General features: G+C 33.3%; 14 protein-coding genes. 12 read left to right on the top strand and 2 right to left on the bottom strand.

All coding sequences use genetic code 11. The annotated features are described in order from the left end of the window. The 6 genes from xerD (at nt 1) to AN960_RS03555 (ending at nt 6,574) form a co-directional block, all read left to right on the top strand. Nucleotides 1–927, top strand: coding sequence for a site-specific tyrosine recombinase XerD (xerD, locus tag AN960_RS03580; RefSeq protein WP_056466928.1), 927 nt, complete (start codon nt 1–3; stop codon nt 925–927). Nucleotides 928–1,102: 175 nt separating this feature from the next. Next, nucleotides 1,103–1,849: a type I methionyl aminopeptidase gene (gene map, locus AN960_RS03575; protein WP_056466927.1), complete on the top strand. Its 747-nt coding sequence runs from the start codon at nt 1,103–1,105 to the stop codon at nt 1,847–1,849. Nucleotides 1,850–2,173: 324 nt separating this feature from the next. Continuing rightward, nucleotides 2,174–2,875, top strand: a complete 702-nt coding sequence (locus tag AN960_RS03570) for a TerC family protein (RefSeq protein ID WP_056466924.1) — start codon at nt 2,174–2,176, stop codon at nt 2,873–2,875. Between the two features lie 281 nt (nt 2,876–3,156). Further along, nucleotides 3,157–4,338 carry a phosphopentomutase gene (gene deoB, locus AN960_RS03565; protein ID WP_056466921.1) on the top strand — a complete coding sequence of 394 codons (1,182 nt, stop codon included), beginning with the start codon at nt 3,157–3,159 and terminating at the stop codon, nt 4,336–4,338. Nucleotides 4,339–4,351: 13 nt separating this feature from the next. Continuing rightward, nucleotides 4,352–5,170 (top strand): purine-nucleoside phosphorylase, encoded by an 819-nt coding sequence (locus AN960_RS03560; protein WP_056466918.1) that lies wholly within the window; start codon nt 4,352–4,354, stop codon nt 5,168–5,170. A 96-nt stretch (nt 5,171–5,266) separates the two neighbouring features. Then, nucleotides 5,267–6,574, top strand: coding sequence for a pyrimidine-nucleoside phosphorylase (locus tag AN960_RS03555; protein ID WP_056466914.1), 1,308 nt, complete (start codon nt 5,267–5,269; stop codon nt 6,572–6,574). Between the two features lie 134 nt (nt 6,575–6,708). Here the strand turns inward: AN960_RS03555 and AN960_RS03550 are convergent, their stop codons facing one another. Next, the gene (locus tag AN960_RS03550; protein ID WP_056466911.1) at nt 6,709–8,340 is read right to left on the bottom strand and encodes a P-loop domain-containing protein; all 1,632 of its coding nucleotides are present in this window, start codon (nt 8,338–8,340) and stop codon (nt 6,709–6,711) included. 901 nt (nt 8,341–9,241) lie between these two features. On the opposite strand from AN960_RS03550, the gene AN960_RS03545 reads away from it, so the two are divergent. The 5 genes from AN960_RS03545 to AN960_RS03525 all read left to right on the top strand — a co-directional run bounded on the left by AN960_RS03545 (nt 9,242) and on the right by AN960_RS03525 (nt 12,559). Continuing rightward, on the top strand, nt 9,242–9,760 hold the full coding sequence (locus AN960_RS03545; protein ID WP_056466908.1) for a hypothetical protein: 519 nt from the start codon (nt 9,242–9,244) through the stop codon (nt 9,758–9,760). A 109-nt stretch (nt 9,761–9,869) separates the two neighbouring features. Beyond that, complete coding sequence (locus AN960_RS03540; protein WP_056466906.1) at nt 9,870–10,070, top strand: hypothetical protein; 201 nt, start codon at nt 9,870–9,872, stop codon at nt 10,068–10,070. A 303-nt stretch (nt 10,071–10,373) separates the two neighbouring features. Beyond that, nucleotides 10,374–10,730 (top strand): DUF2500 domain-containing protein, encoded by a 357-nt coding sequence (locus AN960_RS03535; protein ID WP_056466903.1) that lies wholly within the window; start codon nt 10,374–10,376, stop codon nt 10,728–10,730. A 230-nt stretch (nt 10,731–10,960) separates the two neighbouring features. Continuing rightward, nucleotides 10,961–11,905, top strand: a complete 945-nt coding sequence (locus AN960_RS03530) for a nucleoside hydrolase (RefSeq protein ID WP_056466901.1) — start codon at nt 10,961–10,963, stop codon at nt 11,903–11,905. 264 nt (nt 11,906–12,169) lie between these two features. Next, nucleotides 12,170–12,559, top strand: coding sequence for a hypothetical protein (locus tag AN960_RS03525; RefSeq protein ID WP_082459347.1), 390 nt, complete (start codon nt 12,170–12,172; stop codon nt 12,557–12,559). Nucleotides 12,560–12,666: 107 nt separating this feature from the next. On the opposite strand, the gene AN960_RS03520 is transcribed toward AN960_RS03525, so the two are convergent. Then, nucleotides 12,667–13,134, bottom strand: a complete 468-nt coding sequence (locus tag AN960_RS03520) for a hypothetical protein (RefSeq protein ID WP_056466897.1) — start codon at nt 13,132–13,134, stop codon at nt 12,667–12,669. A gap of 252 nt (nt 13,135–13,386) precedes the next feature. On the opposite strand from AN960_RS03520, the gene AN960_RS03515 reads away from it, so the two are divergent. Further along, nucleotides 13,387–14,685 carry an NCS2 family permease gene (locus tag AN960_RS03515; RefSeq protein ID WP_056466895.1) on the top strand — a complete coding sequence of 433 codons (1,299 nt, stop codon included), beginning with the start codon at nt 13,387–13,389 and terminating at the stop codon, nt 14,683–14,685. Nucleotides 14,686–14,715 lie beyond the last annotated feature (30 nt).

Below are 14,715 nucleotides of genomic sequence, written 5' to 3'. Positions count from 1 at the left end.
GTGACAACGACTGATAAAACACCTTTTAAAAAAGAATTTGATTTTGCAACTGAGGATTTTATCCATTTTATCCAAGTAGAAAAAGGTTTATCTAAAAATACAATTCTATCATATGGCAAGGATTTAGAAAGCTACGGAAAATATTTGGACGTTGTTGAAAATATAAATGGTCTCGCAAATATAACTAGGTTACATATTATTAGTTATTTAAAATATTTAAAAGAAAGAGATTTAACGGCACGAACAATGGCTCGTCAATTAGCAACAATTCGCTCATTTCATCAATTTTTAATTCGTGAGGTTGATGGGATGAAAGACGATCCTTCACTATTAATAGAAATTCCAAAAGCGCCAAAAGTACTTCCAAAGGTTTTATCACTACAGGAAGTAGAGGCTTTATTAGAAGTACCTGATCACTCTACATTTGGTTTAAGAGATAAGGCCATGTTAGAATTGCTATATGCTACTGGCATGCGGGTGTCAGAGTTATTATCATTAAATCTATCTGACATTAATTTAACAATGGGATTTGTGCGATGTTTAGGTAAAGGTAGTAAAGAAAGAATTATTCCTTTAGGTAAACTTGCTATTGAATCAATTGAAAATTATTTAAAATTAGCAAGAAATGATTTAAAAGGTAAAAAAAATAATGATGCATTTTTCTTAAATCATCATGGAAATAGAATGTCTAGACAAGGATTTTGGAAAAACTTAAAAAAGCAAGCTGAAAAAGCAAATATTCAGCATGAATTAACACCGCATACTTTACGTCATTCATTTGCAACACATTTATTAGAAAATGGCGCTGATTTAAGATCGGTTCAAGAAATGTTAGGACATGCAGATATATCTACAACACAAATTTATACACATGTAACGAAAAATAGACTTAAGGATGTTTATAAAGAGTTTCATCCAAGAGCTTAATCTCAGATTTAGACTGTTCAGTCTGAAAAACAGATTTTTAAAACTTTGTCTACACACTAAAGAGCTTAAATAAAGCTCTTTTTTCTTGGGAAAAGATTGTTATAATGTGAAAAGAATAATATATTAAATTAATCATGTAAGAACCGAAACTAGGTGACTTGAGAGGATGAACTAAATGATTACGATTAAGACTGAACGTGAAATTAACTTAATGGATGAAGCAGGTACTTTATTGGCTGCTACGCATAAGGAAATTGCAAAAATGATTAAGCCAGGGATTACGACTTGGGAAATTGATCAATTTGTAGAAAAGTTTTTAGCTGAAAATGGTGCGAAACCGGAGCAAAAAGGTTATCGAGGATATAACTATGCAACTTGTGCTTCAATTAATGATGAGATTTGCCACGGATTTCCTCGTAAAAAAGCTTTAAAAGATGGAGATATTGTAACGATTGATATGGTCGTAAATTTAAATGGCGCGCTTGCTGATTCCGCTTGGACATACGGTGTAGGGAATATTACTAAAGAAAACAAGGACTTATTAAAAGTTACCCAAGAATGCTTATATAAAGGTATAGAACAAGCTGTAGTAGGTAACCGTATTGGTGATATTGGCTTTGCAATTCAAACTTATGCTGAATCATTAGGTTATTCAGTTGTGCGTGATTTTACAGGACATGGCATCGGACCAACGCTTCATGAAGAGCCATATGTTCCACATTTTGGTATGGCAGGTAAAGGTTTAAGACTGCGTGAAGGGATGGTCATTACGATTGAACCGATGATTAATTTAGGATCATGGCAATCAACAATGGATTCAAATGGCTGGACAGCAAGAACAAGAGATGGAAAAAATTCAGCACAATATGAACATACTTTAGCGATAACAAGTAATGGACCAAAAATATTGACAAAGCAATAAGTTAATTATTTACATTGAAAATAAAAGATAAAACTTATAATTAAAAACCGGTTAAAAATCTATTGACATAATGGACTAGCTAGAATACTATTATATTATTAATAAACAATCGAATACTCCAAAGGGGAGTAGCGTCAGGAGAGATCCTGAAACAAAGTCGTCATTACATGAGAAGAAATTCTCATCGGCTTTGTTGGCATACATATGTGTGCTCAGCAAGACCTTTGCCGTAGAACTACAACTATTGGCAAAGGTCTTTTTATTTTGTAGTCACGGGTACAGGTTGTTTAATTAAAAATAGTAGTTTCATAAGGGGGAATAGTCATGGATTTATTTGACGGATTAAGTATTGGCGTACTATTGAATGTAATTTTTATCGACCTGTTATTAAGTGGTGACAATGCTATTCTAATCGCATTAGCAGCGAAAAACTTACCAGCAGACCAAAAGAAAAAAGCAGTTTTATTTGGTACATTAGGTGCAATTGGACTACGTATCGTATTTGCAGCAGTAATCGTGTATTTATTAAAAATTCCTTTTATTTATGCAATCGGTGGTTTAATGTTATTATGGATTGCTTTTAAATTATTAGTCGATGACTCTGGACACGGCGAAGTTAAAAGTGGTGCAACATTATGGGGAGCAGTTAGAACAATCATCATTGCTGATGCGTTAATGAGTCTTGATAATGTTTTAGCTTTAGCTGGTGTATCACATGGTAGCTTAGTTGCAATCGTAATTGGGATTTTAATTTCAATTCCAATTATTGTTGGCGGAAGCTCATTATTAATGAAAATTATGAACAAATACCCAATAATTACAACAATTGGTTCAGGTATCTTAGCTTGGACGGCAGCTGGAATGATTACTCATGAAAAAATGATTCACGATGCTTTTGATAATTCTGCAATTGCTTTAGCTTTCAAAATTGTCATGACTGCAATCGTAATTGGAGCTGGTACAATTGTTTCTAGAAGAAAAGCACAAAAACATCAAGTTGCAAATACAGAAAATCAAACCGCATAATACTTTAAAAGGCCCAGCTAAAAAAGCTTGGGCTTTTTCTTTTTGCATTATGTATGGAAGAGTGTAATTTTACATATCATCATTATTAGCAACTTAATAAAAAAGAATGTATTTATGAATTATTTATGTCAATTTATTATGATTCTGGGGAAATATAGTATCAATAGACACAAATTGGAAAATATATTTCTTGAAAAGAATTAGGACAATAAGTATACTTTAGTTGTCAGACATCTGACGCTAGCATTTAAGTTTGTTTCGATGAGTTAGGAGGAAAACAAATGAATAGAAAATTTAATAGAGTGTTCCTCGTTGTTATGGATTCTGTAGGAATTGGAGAAGCTCCAGATGCAGAAAAATTTAATGATGTTGGTTCAGATACACTAGGCCATATTGCTGAAGAAATGAATGGATTACATATGCCGAACATGGCAAAACTAGGTTTAAGTAATATAAGAGAATTGAAAGGGGTTCCAAAGGTCGATAAGCCACTTGCTTATTATACAAAAATGGAAGAGTCATCAGTCGGAAAAGATACAATGACTGGACATTGGGAAATCATGGGACTTCACATTGATAAACCATTTAAAGTTTTTGCTGATGGATTCCCTAAAGAATTAATAAGCGAATTAGAAACCCATTTTGATCGTAAAATAATTGGGAATAAACCTGCTTCAGGAACTGAGATCTTAGTTGAACTTGGTGAACAGCATATGAAAACAGGCGATTTAATCGTTTATACGTCTGCTGATTCTGTTTTACAAATTGCAGCTCATGAAGAAGTTGTTCCTTTAAAAGATTTATATCGTTATTGTGAAATTGCACGTAAATTAACATTAGATGATCCATACATGATTGGGCGTGTGATTGCGAGACCATTTGTTGGTGAACCTGGAAACTTTAAACGTACACCAAATCGTCATGACTATGCATTAAAACCATTTGGACGTACTGTTATGAATGAGTTAAAAGATGCGAATTTAGATGTGATTTCAATCGGTAAAATTGCTGATATCTTCGATGGTGAAGGAATTACGAAAGCATTACGTACTGTTTCTAATATGGATGGTATGGATAAATTAGTTGAAACACTAAAAATGGACTTCACAGGTATTAGCTTCCTAAATTTAGTTGATTTTGATGCTGTATACGGTCATAGAAGAGATCCGCTAGGTTACGGTAAAGCATTAGAAGAATATGATGCACGATTACCAGAAGTATTTGATTTATTAAAAGAAGATGATTTATTGATGATTACTGCCGATCATGGAAACGATCCGACTTATACTGGTACAGACCATACAAGAGAATATGTTCCGTTATTAGTTTATAGTAAACAGTTTTCAGAAGGTAAAGAATTAGAAATTCCAAAAACGTTTGCCGATATTGGAGCAACTATTGCAGAAAACTTTAAAGTTACAATGCCATCACATGGATCAAGTTTTTTTGAAAAATTGAAATAAGGTGGAGTTACATATGAATAAAGAAAATATTGATAAAGCCGCTGAATTTATTAAAAGTAAAGTTGACAGACAGCCTAAAATTGGATTGATTTTAGGATCTGGCTTAGGAATTCTTGTTGATGAAATTGAAAACCAAGAAAAAATTCCGTATCATACAATTCCTGAATATCCAACATCAACAGTTGAAGGACATGAAGGACAACTAGTCTTTGGTACGATACATGGTATTGAAGTAGTAGCAATGCAAGGAAGAGTACACTACTACGAAGGTTATAGCATGGAAAAAGTTACATTCCCTGTTCGCATCATGAAAGAACTAGGTGTTGAAAAATTAATCGTAACGAATGCTGCAGGTGGAGTTAATACTTCATACGAACCTGGTGATTTAATGTTAATTACAGACCATATTAATTTTACTGGTACTAGTCCACTAATTGGACCAAATAACCCAGAGCTAGGTGTTCGTTTTGTCGATATGTCTTATCCGTATGACCGTGAATTAAGAGAACTTGCAAAAAGTGCTGCTAGTGAAGTAGATGTAAAACTTCAAGAAGGAGTTTACGCTGCACTGACAGGACCATCTTATGAAACACCAGCTGAAATTCGCATGTTTAGAACATTAGGTGCTGATGCAGTAGGGATGTCAACTGTATCTGAAGTAATTGTGGCACGTCATGCTGAATTAAGAGTACTTGGTATTTCTTGTATTTCAAACATGGCAGCGGGAATTTTAGATCAACCTCTAAACCATGAAGAAGTAATTGAAACAACACAAAGAGTAAGAGCTTCATTTTTATCTTTAGTAAAAGAGATTATTCGTAAAATCGGTTAATTCAAAAGTTAACGAAAATATAAAGGACTTCTACATTATGTGGAAGTCACTTTTCATTAGAAGTAATATACACAAATCAGAAAGAGGCGTTTCAAAATGAGAATGGTAGATTTAATTGAAAAAAAACGTGACGGAAAAACATTAACAACTGAAGAAGTTAATTTTGTAATCAAAGGTTTCACAGATGGAAGTGTACCTGATTATCAAATGAGTGCTTTTGCAATGGCAGTTTTCTTAAAGGGAATGACTGAGAAAGAATACAGTGATTTAACAATGGCTATGGTACACTCTGGTGATACAATTGATCTTTCAAATATTGAAGGAATCAAAGTAGATAAGCATTCAACTGGTGGAGTAGGTGATACAACTACACTTGTATTAGGTCCATTAGTAGCTTCTTTAGATATTCCAGTAGCAAAAATGAGCGGACGTGGTTTAGGTCACACTGGTGGTACAATTGATAAATTAGAAGCTGTAGAAGGTTTCCATGTTGAATTAACAGAAGAAGAATTTACAAAACAAGTAAATGATATTAAATTAGCTGTTATCGGACAAACTGGAGATTTAACACCTGCTGACAAAAAGTTATATGCACTACGTGATGTAACAGCAACTGTTAACTCAATCCCATTAATTTCAAGTTCAATTATGAGTAAAAAAATTGCTGCTGGTGCAGACGCAATTGTTTTAGATGTTAAAACAGGTGCAGGCGCATTTATGAAAGATATTGATGATGCACGCGATTTAGCTAAAGCGATGGTTAAGATTGGAAACAACGTTGGAAGACATACAGTTGCAGTAATTTCTGATATGAGCCAACCATTAGGTTTTGCGATTGGTAATGCATTAGAAGTGAAAGAAGCAATTGACACACTTAAAGGTGAAGGTCCAAAAGATTTAGAAGAATTATGTTTAGTATTAGGTAGTCAAATGGTTGTATTAGCTAAAAAAGCTGCAACAATTGAAGAAGCAAGAGCTAAACTTCTAGAAAACATGAAAAACGGAAAAGCTTTAGAAGTATTTAAAGCATTCTTAGTAGCTCAAGGTGGAGACGGTTCAGTAGTAGATGATCCATCAAAATTACCTCAAGCTAAATATGTAAAAGAAGTAGTAGCGAAGCAAGACGGTTATGTTTCACAAATCGTAGCTGATGCTGTTGGAACAGCTGCTATGAAATTAGGTGCTGGACGTGCAACAAAAGAATCAGTTATTGACTTAGCTGTTGGATTAATGCTAAACAAAAAAGTAGGCGAAGCAGTTAAAAAAGGCGATTCATTAGTTACTGTTTATTCAAGCACAGAAGATATTAGTGAAGTTGAAAAAGACTTACTAGAAAACATTAAAATTTCTGCTGAAAAAGTAGAAGAACCTACATTAGTTTATGATTTAATTATGGAAGCTTAAGTATTTTTAAAAGCTATTCTCACAAGATGAGAATAGCTTTTTTATATTGTTCACTTGTTGGTTTCTGAGACTTTTCAATGCAATTTTTTAACTTTACTATTTGATTATCAAGATAATTAATATTTATGTCGTAATTAGAGATGTTCAGATGGCTCAGGTTGAATAAAATTCAAATGTTTCATCCGGTTTATGACAGATAATACTTCATTAATTCTAGGTAATTCAAGCCATCTTTCGAAACCAGGAAAAAAGGAAGAAAATACAATATCCACTCCTTCTTTCTCCATTTCTTCAAGTTCTTTTTTGATCTTTTCATGAAGAAAGATGGTGCGATCCTGATTCCTTATAGCTATTTTTCGAATTAAAAAGGCAATCGCTGCAAGCTGTGCGTGTGATGTGATATTGTAAAGCCCTCTAATATCAATTTGTTCATCACCGATCATCATATATCCCATCGTTGAAACGATCAACTTCTCTGTACCACTGCCCTGTGGATAGCTCGAAAAGTGATCGGTAGTTATATTTCTTTCTATCTCCCATTTTGTATGGGGGATTCGCTCTCGGGGTATTTCGAGTTCACATAAATTTTTTGCTTCCTCTGTTACGATTTTTGGCACAAAATTGTCCATTAGGATGATTTGATCGGCTACAGCTAAAAATTCACTGCTCCCTCCAATAACAAGAATAGAAGATACGCCAACAGCCTCATGTAGCTCCTTTACACGTTCTGTAAATGGTGTAATGGGTTCGCGCTTGATTAATGAACGCATTTTGTTGTCTTGAATCATAAAATTGGTCGCACTTCTGTCTTCATCAATAAGAAGAAGCTTACACCCGTAGTTAATTGCCTCCATAATATTTGCAGCTTGAGATGTGGAACCCGAGGCGTAGTCAGTCGAAAACAGTTCAGCCGAATTATGGGGTATCCATTTTATGAAAGGCGTAATATTGATATTTTTTATGGAGCGGCCTTCCTCTGCAGAGATTTCCATTGCACTTTGATCTGTTATCACAAATTCTCGTCCGTCGCCTTTGATGTGATTGTAAATCCCAGAATTTAGTGCATCTAGCAAAGTGCTTTTACCCGAATAACCACCGCCGGTAATGACCGTCACGCCATGTTTTATACCCATTCCCCGCATACCACAAATTTCTACTTCAACATCTTCTGGGGATGTAAAAGGCAAGGCATCCTCTAGTGGGGCGCTATTGTCTTTATTTCTTGGCAAAATGCTGCCATTCCCAATAAACGCACAATAACCACTAGATTTTAGCCATTCGCGAATCATATTTTGTTTTTTTGCCAATTCAAAAGCAGTATTTAATTTGATGAGATCAAACATAGCAATAAATTTCTCCACTTCTTTTGGAAGCATTTTGCAGAGCATGCGCATTGCTTTATTATTATCCTTGAATGGAAGTTGAACTGTAATCATTATACATAAATACCATTTTCCTGAGGTAACTTCGACAAAAGATGCATTACGTTGCATCAACACATTGGTTGGACGAAAACAATAAAAAGCACCGTTTTCTTTATCAGAACGTGACCGGTTATAAATCACTTCATTTAATGCCTCAATATGATCAACCCATTCTCTTAATGCAAAATCCGAGAGAACAATTTGATTCATATTTTCATCTAAGCCGAGACGGTCAAAAGGTATTTGTATGGTGATACAAGGTTTATCTTGTGTGAGTTTATGCGTCCTTTCAATGTAGTAGGCAACTTCATTATTCCAATAGGTTGGGTCTTCGTAAATCATACTATATGATGACTGTCCGGATTGTAATGAACGAAAATATTGAGCTAGTCTTTTAATAAAGCATCATCCTTTCATATTTGGAAAGCTGTGAATAAAGGAATTTAATTTCCTAAGTTGAAACGATAGCTAGATTAGGTGGTCCCTTATCCTTTGGAACAAGGTAATAACTATTCGGTTCGGTCTCGAATCTCCAAGTAGCCTGTTCAAACATAAACCTGCACTTTTTGAAATTTTCCGTGGAAAATGCATTCCATCCTAAGTAATTCAATAAATATCCCCCTAATAGAGTTCAGATCAATTTGTATGATAATCGATTAAATCCTTATCAATTTCAAAATAAAACCAATTTTGTTGCCTTGACCAACCTTTTGGCCCAAAAAAATAACAGCCACTCAGTAAGTGGCTGTCATAGAATAGATCGGCAAGAAAGCTTGAACGGTCCTTCTGCCTAAAAATATAAAAGCCCTGAGAGTGAATCCTACCCTCAGAGCTTAATTAATGGTATTTATATAAAAATAACAAACTAAATAGCAATATGAGGATAAGACATATATTTTTTTGTTTTCATTGTTATCCTCACCTCATTACGATTTATTTTTACAGCAACACAATCCTAACATTTATTGAACCATTTGACAAGAGGTGCATCGCATATTGTTTTGTTGAAAAAAAATGCTAGACTAAATTCTTTATAATCTGACGTTGAGTTGAACAACTTTTAAGTTGCTTCGGTAGCTTTTCTATATTCAACTATATAGCAGGTGAATATAAATAAGTTCAATTTTCGTGTCAAAATGACGAAATTACCCCAAATTACACTCGTAGTTCTATACTGTATACTTATTTTTATGGGAGTAACTGGAAATTTGGTTAAACGAAAATAAAAATAGGAATACATAGTATGAAAAATAAGAAACGATTAATTTCTCTTTTTATCTTAATAGTTGTTGTGTCTTCAATTCTATTATATAAGCACCAAACTGATGCTGAAACTGTAAAGGTAAAAGTAGGACATTCAAATAAGTTCACTAAGGACGAAATAAATGCAGCAGTAAGTGCAGTAAAAGAAAAATTCAAAGGTTATAAAGGATGTACACTGACGGATCTATGGTATTCAGAAAAAGATTCTCTTGCGATCACCAAAGATTATATGAATAATGGTGGCGGTTATGAAACGGTTGTAGGCGATAAAAATGTAATTGTTTTGCTTTCTAACTTTGAAGTAGATTCTTCTGGTGGTGATGGAAGTTGGAAGCCAAATTCGACTCAGACTAGAAATGCTTGGACTTTAATTAGAAATAATGAAAAGGGAAAATGGAGAGTTGAACAAGCGGAAGATAATTATACAGATGCTGATAATATAAAAGTAAGAATAGGACAATCTAAAAAGTTCACTAGACGATATTATCACTGCGTTTGATACAGTCAAGAAAGAATTCAAGAAAGATGAAAATAATGAAGGATGCACAATTACGGAACTACACTATTCAGAGTTTCAAGCGATCGATGCAGATACAATTGAAGCGTATATGGAAAATAAAAATGCCATTGTTGTCTTTTCTACCATTAAAACCGCTCCTACAGTTGTAGGTGGCTGGGATGCAAATAAAACGATGGATAATTTTAGTTCGACGCTGGTTAGGGATAGTAAAAAAGGAAAATGGAGAGTTAAGGATACGGAATATGCATTAGATTTAAATTCATTCTTTTTAACTAATGCATTGCTTTAGTTTAACAGGAATCTACTATTCAAGTAGTCTTTTTATTGTACTACATGGTAGATTAGTAGAATAAGGATAATTTTGGAGTAGGAATCTTATTGATGTCTTTTGTGTATACAAGAGAACGGTACAAAAAAGAGAATGAGGAAGTAATTCCCTGTTTGTATAGATGGTCTCCATTTATTACACTGGTATGTTGCAAAAGGGATTATTATTTTTATAACATTATTTTTTATTATTTTTCCTATATTAAACTACTTATAAAATTTATATACCTAAATTTATTCTATTCAACTTGCTAGGAGGGGTAAAATGTTTGAAGGTGAAGATTTTATGTTTACGTTTGGTCCAATTTTCATTGGTATTAGTTTTGTAATTGTTATATCCATTGTTTTATTTTCAATAATAAAAGGAGTTACACAATGGAATAAAAATAACAACTCACCAAAATTAAATGTAAAAGCGAAAGCTATAACTAAAAGAACAGCAGTACATGGTGGCAGGGAACATTCGTCATATAGTAATTATTTTGTAACGTTCGAAGTAGAAAGTGGAGATCGGTTAGAATTCCAGGTAAAGGATACTGAATACGGAATGATTGTTGAAGGTGATGATGGAGAACTTACATTTCAAGGCACAAGATATCAAAGTTTTATTAGAAGTAGATAAATTCAATTAAATAAAAAAGTGTTATGAATATCATGAAAAATTGAATTGTTAAAAAATGAAATTATATAAATCCCGATGAATGAAATATATGGGGATATAAAAAACATCCTATAGTGAAAATATAGGATGTTTTTTATACTTTTCAAATAGATAACTACATACCATTATATCAAAGGAATAAATAATAAAAAAAAATGTTCCAAAGTTTTGATATAAAGGGAGCTAAGCTGATGGGAAAGAAAGTGTTATTCTTCGGAGATGTAGGAATTGATGATGCGATTGCTTTGGTTTATGCAAGATTAACAGAAGATATTAATATAATTGGGATTGTGGCGGATTACGGCAATGTTTCTAAAAAAGAAACGACTAGGAATGTTCGTTTTTTACTTAAAAGGTCAGGAAAAGAATATATTAAAGTCTATGGTGGTGCTGAGAAACCAATGACGGGAGAAATCCCAACCTATTACCTTGATATACATGGTCCGTTTGGTTTAGGCCCAATCGATCCAGGTTTAAAGTTAGAGAACTTAGAAAACTTTTATGAAGTTATCAAGTTGATTGAGCAGTATAAGGACGAACTAATTATTGTGAATACTGGGAGGTTAACCTCGCTAGCCACCTTATTTATCTTATACGAAGATCTGATGAAAACTGTGAATTCTTACTATATCATGGGTGGCGCATTTCTATATCCTGGAAATGTTACACCAATTGCAGAAGCGAATTTTCATGGAGATCCGATCGCAGCTAATATCGTTATGAAATATGTAAAAGGTGCATATATTTTTCCATTAAATGTAACACAAAATGCCATAGTTACTCCTGCAATGGCCAATTATATTCATTCTAAAGGGAAAACTGATCTTGTAAAACCACTATTAGATTATTATTATTTTAACTTTTATCAAAAGCAGGTACCGGGCATAAAGGGGAGTCCAGTTCATGATGCAGTAACTCTCATGGCAGTCATTCGAAGCGATCTATTTAAATTCTATCAATCTGCTGTTGTCATTGATTCAACAGGTGTAGCTAGAGGTCAAAGTATTGCAGATTTTCGAGTAACAAATACTCCTGAGAAATTTGATGGAAGAGAGCAACAACATATCGCAATAGGGTTAGATTATGAAGGGTTTTATAAGGATTTTATGTCGATTATGACTGGGGAGAAATTCTAGCTTAAAAATTTAATAGAGAAAATTTATTTGATTCAAACTTTAGAGGTTCGATATAGGATTGTTGAAGTTCATAAAACTGCTTAATTGCAGTTTTTTTGTTTTATTAAATGGTAGTTTTTCATTCGGATTTTTAAATACACAAAAGTAATTTTCGTTATAAAAACTTATTTCTCTCTATAATTCAGCCTGAGGACGTATTAAATAAATTTTACATGTCAGTATAATTTATTTAATGTAATATATCTCGCAAAGGTGGGAAGAGAGTTGAAAAAGTTAAATACGCTTTTTTTCATTGGGGTCTTAATGCTGATTTTAGGGGGGATTTGGGCTTATCAGATGAATAAAATTGGAGCAATTGAATGGTTGTTGTTACTCTCGGGAATCATTATGGGTATCTTAACAGGGATCATTCAAGGGTGGGCAATCACTCGTGAAAAACGAGGGGAAATCGGTTCTGGAAAAAGGAAGCTCTGGGTGATTGGATCAATCATTCTATTAATTTCACTGAAAGTTTCTTTAAATATTTTAATTCCATCGTATTTAGCATTGAGTGAAAGTGGAATATGGTTATCTATAATATTTGCTATTGGAGGTCTACTCTTGGGACGATCTCTTTTTACTATCTTTGGGAAGTTGAACGTAACAGCTACATAATTTCAATTCCTTAGTAGGATATCAAGGAATGAAGAGTAAAAAAATAAACCCCACCATTTTATGGAAGGGGTTGTTTGATTTTGTTTATTGTAAAATTTATATCTCTTTTAAATACTTAAACTTCCAAATAACATAAGTACGAAAATGATATATGGAAAGAAGATTAAAAACCATATAAACGGCTTTTTCCACGTATCGAGTTTTTCATAGATCGCTATAGTGATTAATAAGATAACCCCTATTGGGATTAATAGAAAGCCATACATGTCAGTGAATGAAAATCTCTGTAAAATAAAGGGTAAAAACAATAAGCCGATACAGCTAATAAGCTTAAATACTGTACCTTTATTGATTATCAATTTAGTAATAATAGATGTAATCAGTATGATGGCAATAAAATATACTAACAAATACATTGTAAAATAAAAGGATCCTGAAAATTCCCTACCAGCCCCAGTACCATCGGCGTCAGTAGACATTCCAAATAAAAAAAACAACATTGGAAAGATAATGGGACTTGTAACTAGCAATGTAAAACCAATTGCTGCAGACACTTTCTTAAATAGTTCTTTCAAAATAAACACTCCTAATATAATTCTCTAGTTTTATCTTACGAAATGAAACTAAAAAAATATATAGGAGTTGCTCAACTAATTGGGATACTAGGCACTGTTTTCGTTGCAATCCTGATTTGTCAAAAAGTTTTTATAAATGAAACACTAAAGAAAATTATTTTCTTGTTTAATTATTTGATTAAATTTAGTATAATTGTAATCGTGCCTTGTTGCATGGGTGGGAGAGGGAGACACTAAAAGAGAGGAATTTCTTTGAAAAATTTATTGAACAAACAGTTTAATCTTGAAGGTAGCGGTACGACCATTAAAACGGAGTTGATTGCAGGTGCAGTTTCTTTTTTAACACTTGTCTATATTTTGTCCGTTAATAGTACAATTTTGCATGATGCAGGTATACCGTTCCAAGGTGCAATGATTGCCACAATTCTGTCAGCTTTTTTTGGAAGCGTTATGATGGGATTATGGAGTAATTCACCTTTAGTATTAGTTCCAGGAATGGGCATCAACGCATTGTTTACTTATACTATGGTTGGAGAAATGGGAATGAATTGGAAAGAAGCACTTGCTGTTGTATTCGTAAGTGGAATCTTATTATCAATTTTATCATTCACAAAATTAATTAAGAAATTAACAACTGCTATTCCATTATCACTAAAAAGTGCAATTACAGTTGGAATTGGATTTTTCTTAACATTTATCGGTCTTCAAGCTGGTGGGATTGTTGTAAAAAATGAAAGTACGTTTGTATCCATCGCGAATTTTACAAACATGGATGTTTTAGCAACAGTTATTACACTAGGTATTGCGATTTATCTTTTTATTAAAAATGTACCTGCAAACTTTTTAATTACGGTTATTTTAGGTACAATCATTTCATTCATTTTACATGGTGGAATTGAAAAAGCACATGATACATCGAGAATAACAATGAAATCTGCTAGTGAGGTTGTCGGACAACTGACCTTTGCTCATATATTGAGTTTTCCATTTTGGATTGCAGTATTTTCGTTAACGATGGTTGTATTATTTGAATCAATCGGTATTATTCATGGTCAATTAAGCATGATAAACCAAGAGCATAAGCAACAAAAGGTTGTTCAAGGAACTGCGTTTGGTATTATTTTATCCGGTTTACTTGGAACTAGTCCAACAGTTATTGCTGTTGAAGGTAGTGCAGGTATCAGTTCTGGTGGTAGAACAGGTCTTACTTCTGTTGTAACTGGATTTTTATTTTTAGGTTGTTTACTCTTTATGCCATTAATAGCATATATTCCAACATCTGCGATTGCACCAATCTTAATCATAATCGGTTCATTAATGGTTAAACACATTACAGATATTCAATTGGATGATCCTACTGAGGCAATACCTGCCTTCTTAATTTTAGCATTCATCCCTTTAACATATAGTATTATTGACGGAATTGCATTCGGTTTTATTGCTTATCCATTAGTTAAAATGGCAGCAGGTAAGAAAACTGAAATCACACCATATATGGTGGCAATTTCAGCATTATTCTTTGTACGTTTCGCATTGAATTTTATCACATAAAAAAAAGCGCTGATTTCTCTACTGAGAAAC

Origin of the sequence: Bacillus sp. FJAT-25509 (assembly GCF_001420605.1) — a bacterium.
Taxonomy (GTDB): domain Bacteria; phylum Bacillota; class Bacilli; order Bacillales; family Bacillaceae_G; genus Gottfriedia.
Note: the sequence above shows the minus strand (reverse complement) of the source record. Positions and strands in the feature narration are given on the sequence as shown.